At 64.8% G+C, this 21,321-nt stretch carries 21 protein-coding genes; 10 read left to right on the top strand and 11 right to left on the bottom strand.

Features of this window, described 5'->3' with window-relative positions; all coding sequences use genetic code 11:
* Positions 1–25: 25 nt before the first annotated feature.
* From lafA (B3P22_RS02210) to glcD, 10 genes are all read right to left on the bottom strand, one after another.
* Entirely contained in the window at positions 26–937 is a 912-nt protein-coding gene (gene lafA, locus B3P22_RS02210) for a lateral flagellin LafA (RefSeq protein WP_197857723.1), read from the bottom strand.
* A gap of 140 nt (positions 938–1,077) precedes the next feature.
* A complete protein-coding gene (gene lafA, locus B3P22_RS02215) occupies positions 1,078–1,914 on the bottom strand; it encodes a lateral flagellin LafA (protein WP_197857724.1) in 837 nt (278 codons plus the stop codon).
* A gap of 139 nt (positions 1,915–2,053) precedes the next feature.
* On the bottom strand, positions 2,054–2,893 hold the full coding sequence (gene lafA, locus B3P22_RS02220; protein ID WP_197857725.1) for a lateral flagellin LafA: 840 nt from the start codon (positions 2,891–2,893) through the stop codon (positions 2,054–2,056).
* A gap of 197 nt (positions 2,894–3,090) precedes the next feature.
* Complete coding sequence (locus tag B3P22_RS02225) at positions 3,091–3,258, bottom strand: rubredoxin (RefSeq protein ID WP_003242223.1); 168 nt, start codon at positions 3,256–3,258, stop codon at positions 3,091–3,093.
* Positions 3,259–3,392: 134 nt separating this feature from the next.
* Positions 3,393–5,093 (bottom strand): L-lactate permease, encoded by a 1,701-nt coding sequence (locus B3P22_RS02230; protein WP_197857726.1) that lies wholly within the window; start codon positions 5,091–5,093, stop codon positions 3,393–3,395.
* A gap of 290 nt (positions 5,094–5,383) precedes the next feature.
* Positions 5,384–7,561 (bottom strand): malate synthase G, encoded by a 2,178-nt coding sequence (locus tag B3P22_RS02235; RefSeq protein WP_296269684.1) that lies wholly within the window; start codon positions 7,559–7,561, stop codon positions 5,384–5,386.
* Between the two features lie 202 nt (positions 7,562–7,763).
* Positions 7,764–8,162 (bottom strand): heme-binding protein, encoded by a 399-nt coding sequence (locus B3P22_RS02240; protein ID WP_296269685.1) that lies wholly within the window; start codon positions 8,160–8,162, stop codon positions 7,764–7,766.
* Between the two features lie 154 nt (positions 8,163–8,316).
* Positions 8,317–9,534 (bottom strand): glycolate oxidase subunit GlcF, encoded by a 1,218-nt coding sequence (glcF, locus tag B3P22_RS02245; protein WP_296269686.1) that lies wholly within the window; start codon positions 9,532–9,534, stop codon positions 8,317–8,319.
* A 3-nt stretch (positions 9,535–9,537) separates the two neighbouring features.
* Positions 9,538–10,593 (bottom strand): glycolate oxidase subunit GlcE, encoded by a 1,056-nt coding sequence (gene glcE / locus B3P22_RS02250; protein WP_296269687.1) that lies wholly within the window; start codon positions 10,591–10,593, stop codon positions 9,538–9,540.
* Positions 10,593–12,092 carry a glycolate oxidase subunit GlcD gene (gene glcD / locus B3P22_RS02255; RefSeq protein WP_296269688.1) on the bottom strand — a complete coding sequence of 500 codons (1,500 nt, stop codon included), beginning with the start codon at positions 12,090–12,092 and terminating at the stop codon, positions 10,593–10,595. Before glcD ends, glcE begins: the two co-directional genes overlap by 1 nt.
* Before the next feature lie 239 nt (positions 12,093–12,331).
* On the opposite strand from glcD, the gene glcC reads away from it, so the two are divergent.
* Positions 12,332–13,105: a transcriptional regulator GlcC gene (glcC, locus tag B3P22_RS02260; protein ID WP_275546593.1), complete on the top strand. Its 774-nt coding sequence runs from the start codon at positions 12,332–12,334 to the stop codon at positions 13,103–13,105.
* 125 nt (positions 13,106–13,230) lie between these two features.
* On the opposite strand, the gene flgA is transcribed toward glcC, so the two are convergent.
* Positions 13,231–14,076: a flagellar basal body P-ring formation chaperone FlgA gene (flgA, locus tag B3P22_RS02265; protein WP_296269689.1), complete on the bottom strand. Its 846-nt coding sequence runs from the start codon at positions 14,074–14,076 to the stop codon at positions 13,231–13,233.
* Positions 14,077–14,127: 51 nt separating this feature from the next.
* Here flgA and flgB point away from each other — a divergent pair, with 51 nt between their 5' ends.
* The 9 genes from flgB to B3P22_RS02310 all read left to right on the top strand — a co-directional run bounded on the left by flgB (position 14,128) and on the right by B3P22_RS02310 (position 21,318).
* Entirely contained in the window at positions 14,128–14,481 is a 354-nt protein-coding gene (gene flgB, locus B3P22_RS02270; protein ID WP_296269690.1) for a flagellar basal body rod protein FlgB, read from the top strand.
* A 2-nt stretch (positions 14,482–14,483) separates the two neighbouring features.
* Positions 14,484–14,912, top strand: coding sequence for a flagellar basal body rod protein FlgC (flgC, locus tag B3P22_RS02275; RefSeq protein WP_017676466.1), 429 nt, complete (start codon positions 14,484–14,486; stop codon positions 14,910–14,912).
* Positions 14,912–15,589: a flagellar hook assembly protein FlgD gene (flgD, locus tag B3P22_RS02280; RefSeq protein WP_296269691.1), complete on the top strand. Its 678-nt coding sequence runs from the start codon at positions 14,912–14,914 to the stop codon at positions 15,587–15,589. The genes flgC and flgD overlap by 1 nt, the downstream gene beginning before the upstream one ends.
* A 36-nt stretch (positions 15,590–15,625) precedes the next feature.
* The gene (gene flgE, locus B3P22_RS02285; RefSeq protein WP_079784970.1) at positions 15,626–16,813 is read left to right on the top strand and encodes a flagellar hook protein FlgE; all 1,188 of its coding nucleotides are present in this window, start codon (positions 15,626–15,628) and stop codon (positions 16,811–16,813) included.
* 9 nt (positions 16,814–16,822) lie between these two features.
* Positions 16,823–17,554 (top strand): flagellar basal body rod protein FlgF, encoded by a 732-nt coding sequence (locus B3P22_RS02290; protein WP_074677691.1) that lies wholly within the window; start codon positions 16,823–16,825, stop codon positions 17,552–17,554.
* Between the two features lie 78 nt (positions 17,555–17,632).
* Positions 17,633–18,418: a flagellar basal-body rod protein FlgG gene (flgG, locus tag B3P22_RS02295; protein WP_072423629.1), complete on the top strand. Its 786-nt coding sequence runs from the start codon at positions 17,633–17,635 to the stop codon at positions 18,416–18,418.
* A 5-nt stretch (positions 18,419–18,423) separates the two neighbouring features.
* Positions 18,424–19,086, top strand: a complete 663-nt coding sequence (gene flgH, locus B3P22_RS02300; RefSeq protein ID WP_296269692.1) for a flagellar basal body L-ring protein FlgH — start codon at positions 18,424–18,426, stop codon at positions 19,084–19,086.
* A 9-nt stretch (positions 19,087–19,095) separates the two neighbouring features.
* The gene (locus tag B3P22_RS02305) at positions 19,096–20,190 is read left to right on the top strand and encodes a flagellar basal body P-ring protein FlgI (RefSeq protein ID WP_275546598.1); all 1,095 of its coding nucleotides are present in this window, start codon (positions 19,096–19,098) and stop codon (positions 20,188–20,190) included.
* 3 nt (positions 20,191–20,193) lie between these two features.
* Entirely contained in the window at positions 20,194–21,318 is a 1,125-nt protein-coding gene (locus tag B3P22_RS02310; protein ID WP_296269693.1) for a transglycosylase SLT domain-containing protein, read from the top strand.
* Positions 21,319–21,321 lie beyond the last annotated feature (3 nt).

Here is a 21,321-nt window from a genome sequence, read left to right on the forward strand (position 1 = left end):
TCCGTTGCGCCTAAATGACGCGGGATCAGCCCAGCAGGGACATGACCATGCCCGGCATCTGGCCGGCCTGCTTGAGCATGGAAATGCCGGACTGCATCAGCATGCTGTTCTTGGTCATGTTGGCGCTTTCCTTGGCGAAGTCGGCATCCATGATGCGTCCCTTGGCCATGTCGGTGTTGTCCTTCATGTTGCCCAGGTTGTTGGCGGTGTGGTTCAGGCGGTTGATGTTGGCACCGAACTGGGCACGCAGCGCGCCGATGTCGTCGAGTGCGTCGCTCAGCGTATCGATCATCGCGTTGGCGTTGGTGTTGACCGCAGTATCCGGATCCTGGGTGGTGGCCAGTTCGGTACCCGGAGTTCCAGCGGTGGTGTAGGTATCGGAAATCGCCGCCAGGGAGGTGCCCAGAGCGGTCAGCTTGGTGCTGACGTCCAACTCCAGGGTTTCGGCAGAGCTGGAGCCGATCTGGAAGTTGACTGCAGCGGACAGTTTGCCGTTGGAGCCGTCGACGGTAGTGCCGTTGCTGAACAGGTTCTCGCCGGCATACTTGGTGTTTTTGACGATGTTGGCCATTTCCTTGCCGAGCTCGTCGTATTCGTTCTGCAGGGCGATCAGGTCGGCGCCGCTGTTGGTGGCGTTGGAGGCCTGGGTGGCCAGGTCCTTCATGCGCTGGACGATATCGGTCATCTCGCTGAAGGCGCCTTCGGCGGTCTGCAGCAGGGAGATGGCATCACCGGTGTTGCGCATGGCCACGTCCATGCCGCGCGACTGGGCATTGAGGCGGGTGGCGATCTGCAGGCCGGCGGCATCGTCGGCGGCGCTGTTGATGCGCAGGCCGGTGCCCAGGCGCTGTTGGTTGGTGCCCAGGGCGTTGTTGGTCTTGCCCAGGTTGGTCTGGGTGACCAGCGAGGAGTAGTTGGTATGAATCGAGAGAGCCATAAGAGTATTCCTTCGTGCGTGAACGCCTGGAAGCGGTGCTGTAGGAACAGGGCGACCGTTTTCGCGAATGCCTTAAGGGCGGACGGCGTTTAGTCGTACATGTGGAGTGGCGCAGTCCCTTGCGCCTGGAAAGCCCGTGATCAGCCCAGCAGGGACATGACCATGCCCGGCATCTGGCCGGCTTGCTTGAGCATGGAAATGCCGGACTGCATCAGCATGCTGTTCTTGGTCATGTTGGCGCTTTCCTTGGCGAAGTCGGCATCCATGATGCGACCCTTGGCCATGTCGGTGTTGTCCTTCATGTTGGCCAGGTTGTTGGCGGTGTGGTTCAGGCGGTTGATGTTGGCACCGAAACTGGCACGCATCGCACCGACATCGTCCAGCGCGCCTTCCAGCGCGGTCATCGCCGCACCGGCGTTGGCCGCAGTGTCGAGGGTCAGGGCGGCCACGTCGGTATTGAGCGTGGTGTCCAGGGTGCCCAGATCGGTGCTGACGTCAAAGCTCAGGGTTTCTGCCGAGCTGGAGCCGATCTGGAAGCTGACGGCGGCGGCGAGCTTGGTGGTGAACAGGTTTTCGCCCGCGTATTTGGTGTTGTTGAAGATGTTGGTGATCTCTTTGGCCAACTCGTCGAATTCGGACTGCAGGGAGGTGCGGTCATCGGCAGAGTTGGTGTCGTTCGCCGCTTGGGTGGCCAGATCCTTCATACGCTGCAGGATGTCGGTGGTTTCGTTGAACGCACCTTCGGCGGTTTGCAGCAGGGAGATGGCGTCGCCAGTGTTGCGCATGGCCACGTCCATGCCGCGCGACTGGGCATTGAGGCGGGTGGCGATCTGCAGGCCGGCGGCATCGTCGGCGGCGCTGTTGATGCGCAGGCCGGTGCCCAGGCGCTGTTGGTTGGTGCCCAGGGCGTTGTTGGTCTTGCCCAGGTTGGTCTGGGTAACCAGCGAGGAGTAGTTGGTATGAATCGAGAGAGCCATGAGTGTATTCCTTCGTGCGTGAACGCCTGGAAGCGGTGCTGTAGATACAGGGCGACCGTTTTCTCGAATGCCTTAAGGGCGCTGGCGTTCAGTGGTGAAATGGGTGTGGCGCAGTCCCTTGCGCCGGCTAAGCGCGTGATCAGCCCAGCAGGGACATGACCATGCCCGGCATCTGGCCGGCCTGCTTGAGCATGGAAATGCCGGACTGCATCAGCATGCTGTTCTTGGTCATGTTGGCGCTTTCCTTGGCGAAGTCGGCGTCCATGATGCGACCCTTGGCCATGTCGGTGTTGTCCTTCATGTTGGCCAGGTTGTTGGCGGTGTGGTTCAGGCGGTTGATGTTGGCGCCAAGCTGCGAACGCAGAGTGCCGACGGCGTCCAGAGCGGTTTCCAGCTCGTCCATGGCGCTACCGGCGTTGGTGGCGTCATCGAGGGTCTCGGCCTTGATGGTGGTGATCGCACCGGTAACGGCGGTCAGGTTTGCACTGGCGTTGAACGACAGGGTTTCGGCGCTGCTGGAGCCGATCTGGAAGGTCATTGCAGCGGTCAGCTTGCCACCGGCAGCAAACAGGGCTTCGCCTGCGTACTTGGTGTTGCTGATGATGTTGGTCAGCTCGTTGCCCAGCTCGTCGTACTCGGCCTTCAGCGAGGTACGGTCGTCGTCGCTGTTGGTGTCGTTCGCGGCCTGGGTGGCAAGGTCCTTCATGCGTTGCATGATGTCGGTCATCTCGCTGAAGGCGCCTTCGGCGGTCTGCAGCAGGGAGATGGAATCACCGGTGTTGCGCATGGCCACGTCCATGCCGCGCGACTGAGCGTTGAGGCGGGTGGCGATCTGCAGGCCGGCGGCATCGTCGGCGGCGCTGTTGATGCGCAGGCCGGTGCCCAGGCGCTGCTGGTTGGTGCCCAGGGCGTTGTTGGTTTTGCCCAGGTTGGTCTGAGTGATCAGCGAGGAGTAATTGGTGTGAATCGACAAGGCCATGATCGTAATCCTTCGTGCGGTAGGCGCGGAATGAAGCTGGCTGTGATTGCCTGCTGTAGGTGAAGGGCGACCGGCTTTTGGCGCTGCTTAAATGACGCCGAAGATTTTCCTGCACTGCGCAAAGGTTCGGGCACCTGCCTGGGCCTGTAATGAAAACGGCGACCCGAAGGTCGCCGTTGTCGTATTGCCAAGGCCGATCAGCCGATTTCGATCATCTCGAAATCCATCTTGCCGACGCCGCAGTCGGGGCACAGCCAGTCTTCCGGCACGTCTTCCCAGCGGGTGCCGGGGGCGATGCCGTCATCCGGCCAACCCTGGCTCTCGTCGTAAATCAGTCCACAGACCACGCATTGCCACTTCTTCATATCGACCTCGGGTGAATCTCACGGTGCCGGCAAGCTACCGCAATTGGCGGGATGCGCCAAGCCGGCTGGCGGCAATCGCCGCCAGTCGGTGGGCCAAGCACAGTCGGGTCGTGCGATAGACGACCCGTGTGGCGTCAGCGCGCGGCCATCAGCGGATCGGTCAGCGCCATGCCGTACATCGCCACCAGCGCGATCACACCAGCCATGGTGAGGTAGTACAGCGTCGGCAGAATGGTCTTGCGCAGGGTGATGCCTTCACGGCCGAGCAGACCGACGGTCGCCGAGGCCGCCACCACGTTATGGATGGCGATCATGTTGCCCGCCGCCGCGCCGACCGACTGCAGTGCCACCATCATTGCCCCGGACACACCGAGCAGCTGCGCCGCGTTGAACTGGAACTGCGACAGCATCAGGTTGGACACGGTATTGGAGCCGGCGATGAAGGCGCCGAGCCCGCCCACCGCCGGGGCGAAGAACGGATACACGCCGCCGACGCTATCGGCCACCAACTGCGCCATGGCTACCGGCATCGACACCAGGTCGCTGCCATTGACCCCGGAGTTGATCAGGATACGCACCATGGGGATGGTGAAGATCAATACGAAGCCGGCGCCTAGCAGGGTCTTGCTCGACTCGCCCACCGCCGCCTTGAGCTCGGAAAAACGCATGCGATGGAGGAAGAAGGTCACCAGCACCACCATGCACAGGATGCCGCCCGGCAGGAACAGCGGCTCGATGGTGCCGGACACGCCGGTCTCGCCGAGGATGTCCTTCCAGCCGAAGGTAACGCTCATCAGCGCCGCTTTCACCTCGGGGAAGGTGCGCGAGATCACCAGGAATACCGCCAGCAGCAGGTAGGGCGCCCAGGCCATGGGCACCGAGATCGGCGCCTTGCCTGCCACCTCGTCCAGTCTCATTTCGATCTTGCCCATCCAGTCGGACGGCCAGTCCTTGGGATCGGCGAAGTCCCAGGTGTTCTTGGGCAACAGAAAGCCCGCTTTGGCAGCCGGCACCACGATGGCCAGGCCGACCAGGGCGCCGATCATCGAGGGGAATTCCGGGCCGAGGAACACGCCGGCCGCCATGTACGGCAGGGAGAAGGCGAAGGCGGTGAAGATGGCGAACGGCGCGATGGCCAGGCCTTCCTTCCAGCTCTGATTGCGACCGAAGAAGCGCGTCATGATCATCACCATGATCAGCGGCATCAGCAGGCCGATCAGGCCGTGGGTGATGGCCACCCGCGAATAGATCAGGTGGAAGAAGGTTTCCCAGGTGCTGCCGGTGGCCACCAGTTGCTCAGTGATGCCGGTCTTGTCCAGGCCGGCGCCGACGCCCACCAGAATCGGCGTACCCACCGCCCCGAAGGACACCGGTGTGGACTGCACCATCATCCCCAGCACCACTGCGGCCAGGGCCGGGAAGCCTAGCGCCACCAGCAGCGGCGCGGCCACTGCGGCCGGGGTGCCGAAGCCGGAGGCGCCCTCGATGAAGCAGCCGAACAGCCAGGCGACGATCAGCGCCTGCACGCGGCGGTCCGGGCTGATGTTGGAGAAGCCCCGACGAATCGCCGCGATGCCACCGGAGTGCTTGAGGGTGTTCAGCAGCAGGATCGCGCCGAAGATGATCCACAGGATCGAGGCCGTGAGAATCAGCCCCTGCAGACTGGAGGCAATGACCCGGTTGAGGGACATGTCCCAGGCCAGCAGGCCGATCAGGGCGGTGAGGACGAACACCAGCGGCATCGCGTACTTGGCCGGCCAGCGAAAGCCGATCAGCAGTACACCCGCCAGTACCAGTGGCACGAAGGCCAGGATGGAGAGCAGCGTTTGACTCATGGGTTGGTTCCTTCTTTTTCTTGTGAACCACAGTTTTCCGGGGATACCCGGCGCCACGCATCTGGAAGGGCCGGGCACCACGGCGCCGACCTTTCCGCGAGCCGCGACGGCAGGGATCACCCGCCACCGCGCTCATGCTCGAAAGCCCCGACGGTCAGTGACCGTCAGGGCTTGTTTCGTGGAGGCTTTCGGCTCCGTCCACGATGGTTAGTCTGCTTTTTGTGGGAGGGGCTTCAGCCGCGAGCTCTTTGTAGTTGTTTTGTCGCGGTTAAAGCCCCTCCCACAGTAGTTCAAACCTCCTGCTTGAAACGCAGCCGCCAGGCATGCAGCAGCGGCTCGGTATAGCCGGACGGCTGCTCGCGGCCCTTGAACACCAAGTCACTGGCGGCGCGGAAGGCATGGGATTGTTCGAAGTCAGGTGCCATCGGGCGGTAGGCCGGATCGCCAGCATTCTGCCCGTCGACCACCTGTGCCATGCGCTGCAGCGTCTCGCGCACCTGGGCCTCGTTGACCACGCCGTGGTGCAGCCAGTTGGCGATATGCTGAGCCGAAATGCGCAGGGTGGCGCGGTCTTCCATCAGGCCGACGTTGTGGATATCCGGCACCTTGGAGCAGCCGACGCCTTGCTCGACCCAGCGCACTACGTAACCGAGGATGCCCTGGCAGTTGTTGTCCAGCTCCTGCTGGATATCGCTGGCGCCCCACGGCCGCTCGGCGCTGACCGGCACGCTGAGCAGATCGTTCAGCAGGCTGTCGCGCTGGCTGGCCAGGTCGATCAGCTCCAGCTCGCTCTGCACCGCCTGCACGTCGATCTTGTGGTAGTGCAGCGCGTGCAGCACGGCGGCGGTGGGCGACGGCACCCAGGCGGTGTTGGCGCCGGCTTTCGGATGGCCGATCTTCTGCTCCAGCATGGCCGCCATCAGATCCGGCATGGCCCACATGCCCTTGCCGATCTGCGCCTTGCCACGCAGCCCGCAGGCCAGGCCGACCAGCACGTTGTTACGCTCGTAGGCCTGGATCCAGGCGCTGGATTTCATGTCGCCCTTGCGCAGCATGGCACCTGCTTCCATGGCGGTGTGCATTTCGTCGCCGGTGCGGTCGAGGAAGCCGGTGTTGATGAAGGCCACACGCGCGCTGGCGGCCTCGATGCACGCCTTGAGGTTGACGCTGGTGCGCCGCTCCTCATCCATGATGCCCATTTTCAGGGAATTGGCCGGCATGCCCAGCAGCTGCTCGACGCGACCGAACAGTTCGTTGGCGAAGGCCACTTCGAACGGCCCGTGCATCTTCGGCTTGACGATATACACGCTGCCGGTGCGCGAGTTGCCGCGGCGCTTGAGGTCATGCAGGGCGATCAGGCTGGTCACCACCGCATCGAGGATGCCCTCGGGAATTTCCAAGCCTTCACCGTCGATGATCGCCGGGTTGCTCATCAGGTGGCCGACGTTGCGGATGAACAGCAATGAGCGACCGTGCAGGGTCAGTTCGCTGCCATTGGCTGCGGTGTAGATGCGATCCGCATTGAGGCGCCGGGTGATGCGCTTGCCAGCCTTTTGCAGATCTTCGGCCAGATCGCCCTTCATCAGGCCCAGCCAGTTGCGGTAGACCACCACCTTGTCGGCGGCGTCGACGGCAGCGACGGAGTCCTCGCAGTCCATGATGGTGGACAACGCCGCTTCCATCAGCACGTCCTTCACGCCGGCGGCGTCGGTACGGCCGATGGGGCTGCTGGCGTCGATCTGGATCTCGAAGTGCAGGCCGTTGTTCTTCAGCAGCACGGCGCTCGGCGTGGCAGCATCGCCCTGGAAACCAACGAATTTCTCCGGTTGCGCCAGCGAGGTCTGCGCGCCGCTGCTCAGGGTCACCTGCAGTTGGCCGGCGACTACGGCATAGGCACTGGCGTCTGAGTGCGAGCCCTGGGCCAGTGGCGCGGCCTGGTCGAGGAAGGCGCGGGCGAAGGCGATCACCTTGGCGCCGCGCACTTCGTTATAGCCCGGGCCCTTGCTGGCGCCACCTTCTTCGCTGATCGCATCGGTGCCGTACAGGGCGTCGTACAGCGAGCCCCAGCGGGCGTTGGCGGCGTTCAGCGCGTAGCGCGCATTCATCACCGGCACTACCAGCTGCGGGCCGGCCTGGGTGGCGATCTCGCTGTCTACGTTGGCGGTGGTCGCTTTGACCTGCTCCGGCTGCGGCAGCAAGTAGCCGATGGAGCCGAGGAACGCGCGGTAGGCGTTCATGTCGGTGATCGGCCCAGGGTTGGCGCGGTGCCAGGTATCCAGCTCGGTCTGCAGACGGTCGCGCTCGGCCAGTAGGGCACGATTGCGCGGTGCCAGGTCGTGCACCAGCGCATCGAAACCGCTCCAGAAGGCCGCCGCCTCGATACCGCTGCCGGGCAGCACCTCGCTTTCGATGAATTGCTTGAGCTCGGCGGCTACCTGCAGGCGCTGACATTGCACGCGTTCGGTCATTTTTCTGTTCTCCTGTCTGCATCCGGTTGTCTGGGATGCCTGTGAATTTCGTCTCGTCTCGATCAGTCCCCTCGCCCCTCTGGGGGAGGGTTAGGGCGGGCCGCGTACGGAGAGGGGAATAGCGGCGTTTCGCGTCGCCTCCAGCCCTCTCCCCCAGCCCCCCTCCCGCAAGCGGGAGAGGGGAGAAAACGATGCGCGCTGCTTACAGCACCGCTATTCCTGCCTTGGCCACCTGCGCATCCTGTTCGGCCTTGACCCCGGACACGCCGACGGCACCCACAACCTGGCCATCCACCAGCACCGGTACACCGCCCTCCAGCGAGGTGATCAGCGGTGCGCTGAGGAAGGCGTTGCGCCCGCCGTTGACCATGTCCTCGTAGCCCTTGGTTTCGCGGCGGCCGATAGCGGCGCTGCGCGCCTTTTCGGTGGCGATATAGGCGCCGATGGGCGCGCAGCCGTCGAGGCGCTCCAGGGCCAGCGGGTGGCCGCCGTCGTCGACCACGGCGATGGCCACGGCCCAGCCCTGTTGCTGCGCTTCGTTACGGGCGGCTGCGATGATCTGGCTGACTTCGCTCTGGCTGAGTACGGCTTTGTGTTGCATGGCATACCTCGTGTTCGTAACTTTTATCCCTCTCCCGAGGGTTCAGTTGTAGGGTGGATGTCGCTTTTTACATCCACCGCTTTGGTGGATCGGTGAAGTGTGATCCACCCTACGGTTAGCGATCGACAAGCAGGGTTAGCCCTGATCGGCGTGATCAATGCATCGCTTCTTCGACTATCTCGATCCAGTGGCGCACCGGTGTGCGTCCGGCACCGTCCAGATGGGTCTGGCAACCGATATTGGCGGTGACGATGGCGTCCGGTTTGCCGCTTTCCAGGGCGTTCAATTTGTTGTCGCGAAGCTGCCGCGACAGTTCTGGCTGGGTCAGCGAATAGGTGCCGGCCGAGCCGCAGCAGAGGTGACCGTCCGGCACAGCGGTCAGGCCGAAGCCGAGGCGAGTCAGTACGCCTTCAACCGCGCCGCCGAGTTTCTGCGCATGCTGCAGGGTGCAGGGGCAGTGGAAGGCCAGGCGTTGTTCGGCGCGTACCTGCAGCTGTTCCAGTGGCTCACCCTGCAACACCTCGACCAGATCCTTGGCCAGGGCGCTGACCCGCGCCGCCTTGGCCGCGTACGCCGGGTCGCTGGCGAGCAGGTGGCCGTAGTCCTTGACGAAGGCGCCACAGCCGCTGGCGGTCTGCACGATGGCCTCAGTGCCGGCTTCGATGGCCGGCCACCAGGCGTCGATGTTCTGCCGCGCGCGTTGCAACCCGGCTTCCTGGGCGTTGAGGTGGTAGTCCACGGCGCCGCAGCAGCCCGCCTCGCGGATCGGCGTGACGCTGATGCCGAGGCGATCCAGCACGCGCGCGGTGGCGGCGTTGGTGTTGGGCGACAGCCCCGGTTGCACGCAGCCTTCGAGCATCAGCACGCGGCGGGCATGCTGCTGCGTCGGGCGCGGCTTGGCCGGGCGAACCTCGCGCGGCAGCTTGGCCTTGAGCGCGGCCGGCAGCAGCGGGCGCAGGGCCAGACCGGTCTGGGTCAGCGTCTTGAACAGCGCCGGTCGTGGCACCACGGCGCGCAGGCCCTGACGCAGCAGGCGCTCGTTCAGCGGCCGCGGCACCGCCTGCTCGACCACTTCGCGGCCGATATCCAGCAGGTTGTGGTACTGCACACCGGATGGGCAGGTGGTCTCGCAGTTGCGACAGGTCAGGCAGCGATCCAGGTGTTCCTGGGTCTTGGCGGTCACTTCGCCGCCTTCGAGCATCTGCTTGATCAGGTAGATGCGCCCACGCGGGCCGTCCAGCTCGTCGCCGAGTAACTGATAGGTCGGGCAGGTGGCGTTGCAGAAGCCGCAATGTACGCAGGAGCGCAGGATGCGTTCGGCTTCCTCGGCGCGCGGCAGGCGCTTGGCCTGTTCACTCAAATTGGTCTGCACGTCTTATACCTCGGCGTACATGCGGCCAGGGTTGAAGATGCCCTGGGGGTCGAGCTGGTTTTTCAGCTGGCGCTGGTAACGCAGCAGAGGAGCAGCCAGCGGCTGGAAAGGTTGCACCTGGCCGGCGGCGAAGCAGGTGGCGTGGCCGCCGAGCCCCCCCGTCACGCGCTGGATCAGCTCGCCATCGGCGTCGGTTTTCAGCCAGCGCTGCGCGCCGCCCCAGTCGATCAGCTGGCGGCCGGGCAGGTCGAGCAGGCCGCTATTGGTCGGCAGCGACAGGCGCCACAGCGCGCCGCTGGCGCTGAAGAACGGCAGGCGTTGTTCGCGCAGTTCGTGCCAGTAAGCGTTGTCGATCTCTTCGCCACCCAGGCGTTGGCGTGCGGCCAGGACCGAGCCTTCGCCGCCCTCAAGGCGCAGGTGAAGCGCGACACCGTCATGGCTGGCGGCGCTGATCGGCAATGGCTGCTGGCCCCATTCGGCAAGCTTGTTGAGCGCGTCGCGAGCACTCATGTCCAGGCGCAGGCTGAGCACCTGGCGCGGTTTGGGCAGCACCTTGATCGAGACTTCGGCGAGCAGGCCAAGGCAACCGAAGCTGCCGGCCATCAGGCGCGACAGGTCGTAGCCGGCGACGTTCTTCATCACCTCGCCGCCGAAGCGCAGCAGCTTGCCCTGGCCGGTGATCACCCGGGTGCCGAGCACCTGATCGCGCACCGAACCGGCCCAGGGCCGACGCGGGCCGGACAGCCCGGCTGCGACCATGCCGCCCAGGGTGGCGCCATCGCCCAGGTGCGGCGGTTCGCACGGCAGCATCTGGTTGTTGGCCTCCAGCGCCGCTTCGATTTCTGTAAGTGGTGTGCCGGCGCGGGCGGTGAGCACCAGTTCGGTGGCGTCGTAGCTGACGATGCCGCGGTGCATGCGGGTATCCAGCACTTCACCGGTGGTGGCGCGGCCCAGATGGGCCTTGCTGCCGCTGCCCTGGATGCGCAACGCCGTGGCGCTGTTGAGCGCGTGGTTGACCTGTTCCAGCAGCGCGGCGCTGGCATCGAAATCCTGCTGCATCAGAAGCGCTCCAGTTCCGGGAAGGGCAGTTGGCCGTGGTGCACGTGCATGGCACCGAACTCGGCGCAGCGGTGCAGGGTGGGGATGTTCTTGCCCGGGTTGAGCAGGCCGCTGGGGTCGAACGCCGCCTTTACCGCGTGGAACAGGGTGATTTCGTCGCTGTTGAACTGCGCGCACATCTGATTGATCTTCTCGCGGCCGACTCCGTGCTCGCCGGTGATGCTGCCGCCGACCTTGACGCAGAGTTCGAGGATCTTGCCGCCGATGGCCTCGGCGCGCTCCAGCTCGCCCGGTACGTTGGCATCGAAGAGGATCAGCGGATGCATATTGCCGTCGCCGGCGTGGAACACGTTGGCCACGCGCAGGCCGTACTCTTCGGACAATTCGGCGATGCCGCGCAGCACGCCAGGCAGCTCGCGGCGCGGGATGGTGCCGTCCATGCAGTAGTAGTCTGGCGAGATGCGCCCGACCGCCGGGAAGGCGTTCTTGCGCCCGGCCCAGAATTTCACCCGCTCGGCTTCGTCGCGAGCCAGGCGCACTTCGGTGGCACCGGCCTGTGCCAGCACCTCACGCACGCGCTCGCAATCGTCGGCGACGTCGGCTTCGACGCCGTCCAGCTCGCAGAGCAGGATGGCCTCGGCCTCCACCGGGTAGCCGGCGTGGATAAAGTCTTCGGCGGCGCGAATCGCCAGGTTGTCCATCATCTCTAGGCCGCCGGGGATGATGCCGGCGGCGATGATGTCACCGACCGCGCGGCCGGCCTTTTCCACCGAGTCGAAGGCGGCCAGCAGCACCTTGGCCACCTGCGGCTTGGGCAGCAGCTTGACCGTCACCTCGGTGACGATGCCGAGCATGCCTTCGGAGCCGGTGAACAGCGCCAGCAGGTCGAAACCCGGCGCGTCCAGGGCGTCGCTGCCGAGGGTCATGAACTCGCCTTCGACGGTGAGGATGTCCACCTTGAGCAGGTTGTGCACGGTCAGGCCGTACTTCAGGCAATGCACGCCGCCGGCGTTTTCGGCGACATTGCCGCCGATGGAGCAGGCAATCTGCGAGGACGGATCAGGGGCGTAGTACAGGTCGAACGGCGCGGCGGCCTGGGAGATCGCCAGGTTGCGCACGCCGGGCTGTACCCGGGCGAAACGGCCTTCACGGTTGATCTCGAGAATCTGATTGAAGCGTGCCATCACCAGCAGGATGCCCTTCTCCAGCGGCAGCGCACCGCCGGACAGGCCGGTACCGGCGCCGCGTGCCACTACCGGCACGCCACGGGCGTGGCAGAGCTTGAGCAGCTGTTGCACCTGCTCGATGCGCTCGGGCAGCACCACCAGCATGGGTGTGGTGCGGTAGGCGGACAGGCCATCGCACTCATAAGGCTTCAGGTCTTCGACGGTATGCAGGATGTCGAGGTCGGGCAGACACTGGCGCAGCTCGGTCAGCAGCGCGGCCTTGTCGACCTTGGGCAGCGCGCCGTCGACGCGCTCGTCGTACAGAATGCTCATGGCAGGCTCAATCGTGAACGTTGTTTTTATAAGCGGTCATGCCGCGACCATTGGCCGTATGTTTAGGCTGCCTGAATTTTTACGTCCATCGTCTTTATCACTGGTAGGACCAGTTTCTTTCGTCAACCTTTCGCACAAGGCTGCTCAAAGTGCTTATTCTCATAGGCTTTGAACATGGCTTTCGGATGAGGCGCGTATGCTCGTGCCAGCTGGTACGACCAGTTGCAGGGAGGGTTGAAATGGATACGAATCAGGCTGTCGCAAGACGGCAGGTCAGCGACGTGGTGGCCGAGCGCATCGAGCGGCTGATCGTCGATGGCGTACTCAAGGTGGGCCAGCCGCTGCCCTCGGAGCGGCGCCTATGCGAGAAACTGGGCATTTCCCGCTCGGCGCTGCGTGAAGGGCTGAAGGTCCTGCGTGGGCGCGGCATCATCGACACTGCGCAGGGGCGTGATTCACGGGTGGCCAAGCTTAGCGGCGAGCGCGATGCCAGCCCGCTGATGCACCTGTTCGGCTCGCAACCGCGCACCCTGTACGACCTGCTGGAAGTGCGCGGCCTGCTAGAGGGCGAGTCGGCGCGCCTGGCGGCGCTGCGTGGCACCGACGCGGACTTCGTCCTGCTGACCCGGCGCTACGAGGAAATGCTCGCGGCCCACGCGCAGGAGCATCCGGTCGACCCACGCGAACACGCACGCCTCGATCACGCCTTCCACCTAGCCATCTGCGAGGCGTCGCATAACCCGGTGCTGGTGCACACCTTGCAGTCGCTGACCGACCTCATGCTCAGCACCGTGTTCGCTTCGGTGAACAACCTCTATCACCGCCCGGCGCAGAAGCGGCAGATCGACCGCCAGCACTCACGGCTGTATCACGCGGTAATCGAACGCCTGCCGGAACAGGCCCAGCGTGCCGCGCGCGACCATATCAACAGCATCCGTGACAACCTGCAGGAGATCGAGCAGGAAGAGCAGCGCCTGGTGCGTGCGACCATGCGCCTGGAGGGCTGGGCGTAGGGCGGGTGAAACCCGCCGGTCAATGGTGGCGGGTTGCACCCGCCCTACATATTTGTGGGAGGGGCTTTAGCCGCGACCCGCCAGCCCCGCTCGCCGCGCAAGCGCCTCCCACGTGGCATGACACCCTACCTGAAGGTGCTGGTCACCACCCCTTCTTCCACCACCTGCGCCTCGATCACCTTCTGGCTGCCAAGGTTACGCACGCGGATCACTTCGCCTTCGCGACCATTGGCCAGGGCCTCGCCGGTGGCCGAGGCGGAGATGCCGTCCTGGCTGGCGATGATGGTGACCTGCTGGCCGCGGCGGATCAGCAGCGGCGCGGTGAGCAGATTCGGCGCGATCAACTGGCCGGCGCGCACGCGGCGCTTGGCGCCCTGGCCGATCACCTCGTCGAGGCTGTTATAGAAGCCGCGTGAGGCCCTGCCGACGTTCACTTCCTGCAATTGCAACTGTTCGGCGGCGATGGTCTGGCCGCGTTCGATCACGCGTGCGGCATGCACGGCTGGCAGGAACACGCTGGCCTGCACCAGGGCCGTGACGCTCCAGCCGGGCGCATCTGCGCAGCTCAGGTCCAGGCGTTGACGTGACAGGGGTGAGGGATCGTCGCTGCTGACCGTCACGCTCAGCGCCTGGGCACAGGCCGGCAGGCGTTCGGCGCTATTGAGCCGGGTGATATTGAGGCTGTGGCGCTGCCCTTGCCAGGCCTGGCGCTTGGCTTCCTCGGCCAGCATCTGCTGCATGTGTACCGCCACGGCCTGATCGATCTGGCTGGCGGCATCGGTCTCGCCGCGCGCAGCGCTCAGCGGCAGCAGGGCAAGGAGGAAAAGCGTCGACGCACAGGCGGAAAAAACCTTTCCGCTTTTCCTCTCGCCCCCGCTTCGATGCGGAAGGAAGGCGACGCGGAAGTCGTCTTTCGATCTTGTGAATACCTTGAAAATCAATGTGATACGGCTCTCTTCTGGGTTGGGCACGCTTTGTGCTGAAGGCACCTGGGCACAACCTTGGGTTAAGGGTACCGGTAAATGAGTATACGGATTGATGACGTGGTGGGCGTGCATTCGCGAGCGCTTGAACTGCGCATGCAGCGCAGCGAAATCCTCGCTGCCAACCTGGCCAACGAAGACACGCCAGGCTTTCTCGCCCGCGATATCGATTTCGCTGGCGAGATGCAGCGAGTCGATCTGCAGCAGGCCTTCGCCGCCAGCAGCGCCGATCTCAAGTACCGCGTACCGACCCAGCCGTCGCAGGACGGCAACAGCGTCGAGCTGAGTGTGGAGCAGGCCGCGTTCTCCAAGAACAGCATGGACTTCCAGACCAGCCTGACCTTTCTCAGCATGAAATTCCGTGGCCTGAAACAGGCCATCGAGGGGCGCTGATCATGGCTTTCGACTCCATCTACCGCATCGCCGGCTCGTCGATGAATGCACAGACCGTGCGCCTCAACACCGTGGCCAGCAACCTGGCCAACGCCGATTCGGCTGCGGCCAACGCCGAGGACGTGTATCAGGCACGCAAGCCGGTGTTCGCTGCCGTCTACAACAACGACCAGCTGACCCGCAGCGTGGGCATGGGCGGCGCCCATGTGCAGGTGCTCGATGTGGTCACCGCCGGTCGCGAACCGGTGCGCCGCTACGAGCCGGACAATCCCCTGGCCGATGACCAGGGCTACGTGTTCTACGCCGATATCGATCAGATCGAAGAGATGACCGACATGATGTCGGCCACGCGCAGCTTCGAGACCAGCGTCGAAGTGCTCAATCGCCTGAAAAGCATGCAGCAGGGCCTGCTCAAGCTCGGAGAATCCTGATGACCACGGTCAGCAACAACAGCCAGAACAATCCCGCTTACAGCATCGACGAGGCGGTGAAGCAGTCGGTCAACGTCAGTGACGCGACCCAGCTGGAAAACAACTTCCTCACCCTGATGGTCGCGCAGATCCAGAACCAGGATCCGACCAAACCGGTGGACAGTACCGAGTTCCTCAACCAGTTCGCCGCCATGAGCCAGGTCAAGAGCCTGGAAAACATGGCCTCGCTGAGCAAGAGCAACCTGGTGCTGCTGGACAACCTGCAGACCCTCACCGCTGCCGGCCTGGTCGGCCAGGAAGTCAAGGTCGCCACCGAGCAGCTGGAGCTGGATGCAGACAAGGTCAAAGGCGAGGTCAATCTCGAGCATGCCGCCGGCAAGCTGGCCCTGGTGGTCACCGACAGCAATGGCGTGAAGAAGGAAATCGACCTCGGCTCCCAGGCGCCGGGGCGCGTGCCCTTCGAACTGGACCCCAAGGCCCTGGGCCTGGCGCCGGGCAGCTACAAGGTTGAGGTCAAAAGCGACAGCGGCGAGTACCCCAAGGTCGAGGTGGCCGGTCGCGTTACCCAGGTGCGCGTCAGCGCCGAGGGGCCAGTGCTGGAAGTCATCGGCGTCGGCTCCGTGCCCTTCTACAACATCACCGAATTCGGCCAGACGCAGACCGCCGGTCTGCTCTGAACCCTCCTACTCGTTCAATTCAAAGGTCCAGTCGCCATGAGTTTCAACATCGCCATGACCGGCCTCAGCGCCGTCAACGAACAACTCAACACCATCAGTCACAACATCGCCAACGCCGGCACCACCGGCTTCAAGTCCTCGCGCACCGAGTTCGGCAGCATCTACGCCGACAGCCAGGCGATGGGCGTGGAGGTGCTGGCCACCACCCAGAGCATCAGTCAGGGCGGCTCCCTGGTGACCACCGGGCGCAGCCTGGATCTGGCCATCTCCGGCGGTGGTTTCTTCGTCACCCGTGATACCAACGGCGACCTGAGCTACACCCGTGCCGGCGTGTTCGGCGCCGACAAGAACAACAACATCGTCAACGCCGCCGGGCAGACCCTGCAGGGTTATCCGGTGGACGCCGCCGGCAACCTGCTGGTCGGCGCCATGGGCGACCTGCAACTGCAGAACGCCAACCTGCCGGCTCGCGCCACCGACACCCTGGCTTTCGTCATGAACCTGGACTCCAACCAGACCGTGCCGGCCACCGCGCCGTTCGATCCGGCGGACGTGAACACCTACAACTCCACCTACACCACCAAGGTGTTCGACTCGCAGGGCAAGGAACACACCCTGACCCAGTACTTCGTGAAGACTGGCGACAACACCTGGGATGCCTATTACTACCAGGGCAACACCGCCGTCGGCGGCCCGCAGGCACTGACCTTCGGCACCAACGGCACGCTCACCGCGCCGGTCGGCCCGGTCAACGTCGGCTTCGCCCTGCCGGGCGTCGACCCGATGGCCGTCGCCATCGACTACAGCAATTCCAGCCAGTACGGCTCCGACTTCGTCGTCACCACCAACCGCGCCAGCGGCTATGCGGCGGGCGAGCAGACCGGTCTGTCGGTGGAGAAGGACGGCATGGTCTACGCCAACTACAGCAACGGCCAGCGCATGCTGCAGGGCCAGGTGGCGCTGGCCACCTTCGCCAATGCCGGTGGCCTGAAGAACATCAGCGGCACCGCCTGGGTGGAAACCGCCGAATCCGGCGCGGCGCTGATCGGCGTGCCCGGTGTCGGCCCCTTCGGCGCGCTGGTGGCCGGTTCGCTGGAGAACTCCAACGTCGACCTGACCCAGCAACTGGTCGGCCTGATGGAGGGCCAGCGCAACTACCAGGCCAACACCAAGGTGCTGACCACCAACAAGGAACTCACACAAGTGCTGTTCGGCGCGATCTGAGGCTGACCCATGGACCGTCTCGGTTACACCGCAATGACCGCCGCCAGCCGCACCATGAGCTCGCTCACGGTGCGTGCCAACAACTTGGCCAACGTCAACACCCCCGGCTTTCGTGCCGACCTGGAGCAAGCCCAAGCCGTCACCGTGGAAGGTTATGGCTACGACAGCCGGCACCTGGCGCGGGTGAAGAACAACGGCGTCAACCTGGCACCCGGCGCGCTGATGGCCACCGGCCGTGATCTCGACGTGGCGATCCAGGGCCGCGGCCTTTTCACCGTCGAAGGTGATGGCGGCGCCGAGCGCTACACGCGCAACGGCGCGCTGCAGGTCGATGCCGAGTTGCGCCTGACCCTGAACGGCCGCGCCGTGATGGGCGAGGGTGGCCCCATCGTGCTGCCCGAGTACGACAGCCTGCACATCGGTCGCGACGGCACCGTGTCGGTGATCCCGCGTGGCGATTTCGTCACCGCCGAGGTCGATCGCATCCGCGTGGTGGATGTCGATGCCGCCGACCTGACCAAGGATGCCAGCGGTCTGCTGGCGCGTACCGACGGCCAACCGGCCGAAGACATGGAAGCGCCGGTACTGGTCTCCGGTTATCTGGAGGCGAGCAACGTCGGCGCCATCGATCAGCTGGTGGCGACCATGAGCCTGAACCGCCTGTTCGAGACCCAGGTAAAGATGATGAAGGCCGCCGAGGACCTGTCCGAAGCCGGCAACCGGATGATTCGCGGCAGTTGACGATTAGGTAGCCCGGATGCAATCCGGGAACGATTTCCCCGGATTGCATCCGGGCTACAGACAAACGAGGTAACGCACATGAGTTCCGCACTTTGGGTCAGCAAGACCGGCCTGGCCGCCCAGGACAAGGCCATGAGCGCCGTGGCCAACAACCTGGCCAACGTCAACACCAACGGCTTCAAGAGCGACCGCGTGGTGTTCGAGGACCTGTTTTACGCCATCGAATTGCAGCCGGGTGCGCAGGCCGATGAGGTCAATACCGTGCCGTCGGGCATCCAGCTCGGCAGCGGTGTGCGCGTGGCCGGCACGCAGAAGGTGTTCACCGAAGGCAGCATCCAGACCACCGGCCAGCCGATGGACCTGGCCATCATCGGCGCCGGCTTCTTCCAGGTGGAAGCGCCCAACGGCGACATCTACTACACCGAGAACGGCCAGCTGCAGCTCAATGCCGAAGGCATGATCGTCAACTCCCAGGGTCTGCCCCTGACGCCGGCCATCGAAGTGCCGGCCGGCAGCAGCCGCTTCACCGTCGGCAGCGACGGCATCGTCACCGCCGTGCTAGCCGGCGATACCCTGCCTTCCGAGCTGGGCCAGATCACCCTGGTCAGCTTCACCAATCCGAGTGGCCTCGAAGCGCTTGGCGGCAACCTCTACCGCGAGACCGTGGCGAGCGGCGAGCCGGTCGAAGGCGTGCCCGGCGAAGAGGGCCTGGGCAACCTCAAGCAGGGTGTGCTGGAAGGCTCCAACGTGCAGGTGGTCGAGGCCATGGTGGCGATGATCTCCATCCAGCGCGCCTACGAGGCCAACGCCAAGGTGCTCGACGCCGCGTCGGGCATGCAGCAGTTCCTCAACCAGACCGTGTGATTGCCATGAAGCGCCTGATCCCGCTCGCTCTGCTGCTGACCCTGGGTGGTTGTGCCAGCTTCAACGAGATGCTGCCCGACGAAGACTCGAGCCATTACGAACCCTTGCAACTGGACTACAGCGTGCCACCGACCAGCGGGGGCGGGCTGTTTCGCAGCGGCTACAGCGGCTCGTTGATCGGCGACAAGCGTGCGGTGCGGGTCGGCGACATCCTCACCGTGGTGCTCGACGAGTCCACCCAGTCGAGCAAGAGCGCCGGCACCAGCTTCGGCAAGAGCTCGGGTGTGTCCGTCGGTATTCCCACGGTGCTGGGCAAGACCTACGACCGTCTGGAAAGCTCCGCCGAAGCCGAGCGTGATTTCAACGGCTCAGCGCGCAGTTCGCAGCAGAACACCTTGCGCGGCTCCATCGCCGTGACCGTGCATCAGGTGCTGCCCAACGGCACCCTGCTGATCAAGGGCGAGAAGGCCCTGCGCCTGAACCAGGGCGACGAATACATCCGCCTGGTCGGCCTGGTGCGCATGGACGACATCAACCGCGCCAACCAGGTGTCCTCGCAGAACGTGGCCAACGCGCGCATCTCCTACGCCGGTCGCGGCGTGCTCAACGACAGCAACTCGGCAGGCTGGTTGACGCGTTTCTTCACCCACCCGCTGTTCCCGCTCTGAGGCCCGGTCATGCTCAAACGCTCACTCGTCGCCCTGCTCCTGACCTGGCCACTGTCGACCCACGCCGTGCCGCTGATGGACCTGGTGGACATCGAAGGGATCCGCGGCAACCAACTGATCGGCTACGGCCTAGTGGTCGGCCTCGACGGCACCGGCGACAAGAACCAGGTGCGCTTCACCAGCCAGTCGGTGGCCAACATGATCAAGCAGTTCGGCATCAACCTGCCGCCGAACGTCGACCCCAAGCTGAAGAACGTCGCGGCAGTCACCGTGACCGCAGAGATTCCGCCGTCCTACAGTCCGGGGCAAACCGTGGATATCACCGTCGCCTCGCTGGGCGATGCCAAGAGCCTGCGCGGCGGCCAGTTGCTGCTGACGCCGCTGCAGGGCGTCGATGGCGAAACCTATGCCCTGGCCCAGGGCGCCGTGGTCGTAGGCGGTCTGAATGCCACCGGGCAGAGCGGCTCCAGTGTGGCGATCAACTCCGCCAACAGCGGTCGCGTGCCCAACGGTGCCACCGTCGAGCGGATGATCCCCAGCGATTTCAGTACGCGCGACGAGGTCATGCTCAACCTGCGCCAGCCCAGTTTCCAGACCGCTGCCAAGGTGGTCGAGGCGGTCAACGGCCGCTTCGGCAGCGGCACTGCCAGCGCCCTGAATTCGACCAAGATCGCCATCCGTGCGCCGATCACCAGCACCCAGCGCATCGGCTTCATGGCCATGCTTGAAGGCCTTGAGGTGGAAGAAGGCCGCGAGCGGCCGAAGGTGGTGTTCAACAGTCGCACCGGTACCGTGGTGGTCGGCCAGGGCGTACGCGTCAAGGCCGCTGCCGTGGCTCACGGCACCTTGACCGTGACCATCAGCGAGAACCCGCAGGTCAGCCAGCCCAACGCCTTCTCCGGCGGCCAGACCGCCGTGGTGCCGCGCTCCGACGTTGCTGTCAGCCAGGACAAGAACGCCATGTTCAAGTGGCCCGATGGCGCCAGCCTGGACAGCATCATCAACACCGTGAACAGCCTCGGCGCCACCCCGGACGATGTCATGAGCATCCTCCAGGCGCTGGAACAGGCCGGTGCCCTCAACGCTGAACTGATCGTGATCTGAGCCATGAGCATCGTTTCCCTCGCCCAACACATGAACAGCCACCGCGGCAGCGCCGACGGCATCGGCACCGCCCGTGAGCAGCAGCTGCAGGCTGCGGCCGAGCAGTTCGAGGCCTTGTTCCTGCAGCAGATCCTCAAGCAGATGCGCAAGGCCAGCGACGTGCTCGCCGAAGGCAACCCGATGCGCAGCCGCGAGATGGACACCATGCGCGACTTCTACGACGAGGTGCTGGCCGAGACCCTGGCCGGGCGCAAGCAGACCGGTATCGCCGACATGCTGGTCAAGCAGCTGTCCGGTGGTGGCGACAGCGCGGTGGACATGGACGCGGCCGCCGCCGCTGCCCGCTCGGCGGAACTGCCGCAGCGTTCCGCCAGCAGCTTGCTGGAGCCGCTGCGCAGCACCTGGCAGCGCGGCATCGACAGCCTCGGCAAGGTCTGGGACAAGGGCTCGGCAGGCTTCGTCGCCCTGGTCGATCGCGTCATCCAGCAGGAGTCGGCCGGTCGCGTCGACGCCGTATCGCCCAAGGGCGCGCGCGGCCTGATGCAGCTGATGCCGGACACCGCGCGGGAAATGGCCGCCGAGCTCGGCCTGCCCTTCAGCGAGTCTCGTCTGACCACCGACGCCGCCTACAACAAACGCCTGGGCAGTGCCTATTTGGACAAGATGCTGCAGCGCTACGACGGCCACCAGGCGCTGGCGCTGGCGGCCTACAACGCCGGCCCCGGCCGCGTCGACGAGTGGCTGAAGGTCAATGGTGACCCGCGCAGCGGCGAGATCGCCACGGGCGCCTGGATTGAGCGCATCCCCTTCCAGGAAACCCGCGACTACACGCGCAAGATCCTTGGTGACCTGGCCAAGACCGAGATGCCGGCCAAGGACGATGTTCAGGCCAGCAGCCCGCTCAGCGCGCAGACTCGCCAGCAACTGGCCAGCGCCCTGAGTGCCGACAGCGGCCTTTTGCTCGGCACCGTGGCCGGCAAACAGGCGCTGACGCGTGACGAATTTAAGTCCGTCGCTGATTCCGTCGCCCTGTCATCGGTAACAGCCCAATTCGCTGCCGACGACGCCCGTGTGCCGCGTCTGGCGGCTTTCGCTCAGCCGATGCGCTTCGAGCGGCAGGAGAGTTAATTC

The sequence above is a fragment of the Pseudomonas sp. UBA6323 genome (genome assembly GCF_002439135.1).
In the GTDB taxonomy this organism is placed as follows: domain Bacteria; phylum Pseudomonadota; class Gammaproteobacteria; order Pseudomonadales; family Pseudomonadaceae; genus Aquipseudomonas.

Coding starts and splice junctions, on each gene's coding strand:
- B3P22_RS02240 (WP_296269685.1), bottom strand. CDS start 8,162: ATGCAACACAAAGCCGTACTCAGCCAGAGCGAAGTCAGCCAGATCATC.
- lafA (WP_197857723.1), bottom strand. CDS start 937: ATGGCTCTCTCGATTCATACCAACTACTCCTCGCTGGTCACCCAGACC.
- B3P22_RS02235 (WP_296269684.1), bottom strand. CDS start 7,561: ATGACCGAACGCGTGCAATGTCAGCGCCTGCAGGTAGCCGCCGAGCTC.
- flgH (WP_296269692.1), top strand. CDS start 18,424: ATGAAGCGCCTGATCCCGCTCGCTCTGCTGCTGACCCTGGGTGGTTGT.
- B3P22_RS02225 (WP_003242223.1), bottom strand. CDS start 3,258: ATGAAGAAGTGGCAATGCGTGGTCTGTGGACTGATTTACGACGAGAGC.
- glcE (WP_296269687.1), bottom strand. CDS start 10,593: ATGCAGCAGGATTTCGATGCCAGCGCCGCGCTGCTGGAACAGGTCAAC.
- B3P22_RS02290 (WP_074677691.1), top strand. CDS start 16,823: ATGGACCGTCTCGGTTACACCGCAATGACCGCCGCCAGCCGCACCATG.
- B3P22_RS02305 (WP_275546598.1), top strand. CDS start 19,096: ATGCTCAAACGCTCACTCGTCGCCCTGCTCCTGACCTGGCCACTGTCG.
- flgD (WP_296269691.1), top strand. CDS start 14,912: ATGACCACGGTCAGCAACAACAGCCAGAACAATCCCGCTTACAGCATC.
- B3P22_RS02230 (WP_197857726.1), bottom strand. CDS start 5,093: ATGAGTCAAACGCTGCTCTCCATCCTGGCCTTCGTGCCACTGGTACTG.
- glcC (WP_275546593.1), top strand. CDS start 12,332: ATGGATACGAATCAGGCTGTCGCAAGACGGCAGGTCAGCGACGTGGTG.
- flgC (WP_017676466.1), top strand. CDS start 14,484: ATGGCTTTCGACTCCATCTACCGCATCGCCGGCTCGTCGATGAATGCA.
- B3P22_RS02310 (WP_296269693.1), top strand. CDS start 20,194: ATGAGCATCGTTTCCCTCGCCCAACACATGAACAGCCACCGCGGCAGC.
- flgG (WP_072423629.1), top strand. CDS start 17,633: ATGAGTTCCGCACTTTGGGTCAGCAAGACCGGCCTGGCCGCCCAGGAC.
- glcD (WP_296269688.1), bottom strand. CDS start 12,092: ATGAGCATTCTGTACGACGAGCGCGTCGACGGCGCGCTGCCCAAGGTC.
- lafA (WP_197857725.1), bottom strand. CDS start 2,893: ATGGCCTTGTCGATTCACACCAATTACTCCTCGCTGATCACTCAGACC.
- flgE (WP_079784970.1), top strand. CDS start 15,626: ATGAGTTTCAACATCGCCATGACCGGCCTCAGCGCCGTCAACGAACAA.
- flgB (WP_296269690.1), top strand. CDS start 14,128: ATGAGTATACGGATTGATGACGTGGTGGGCGTGCATTCGCGAGCGCTT.
- lafA (WP_197857724.1), bottom strand. CDS start 1,914: ATGGCTCTCTCGATTCATACCAACTACTCCTCGCTGGTTACCCAGACC.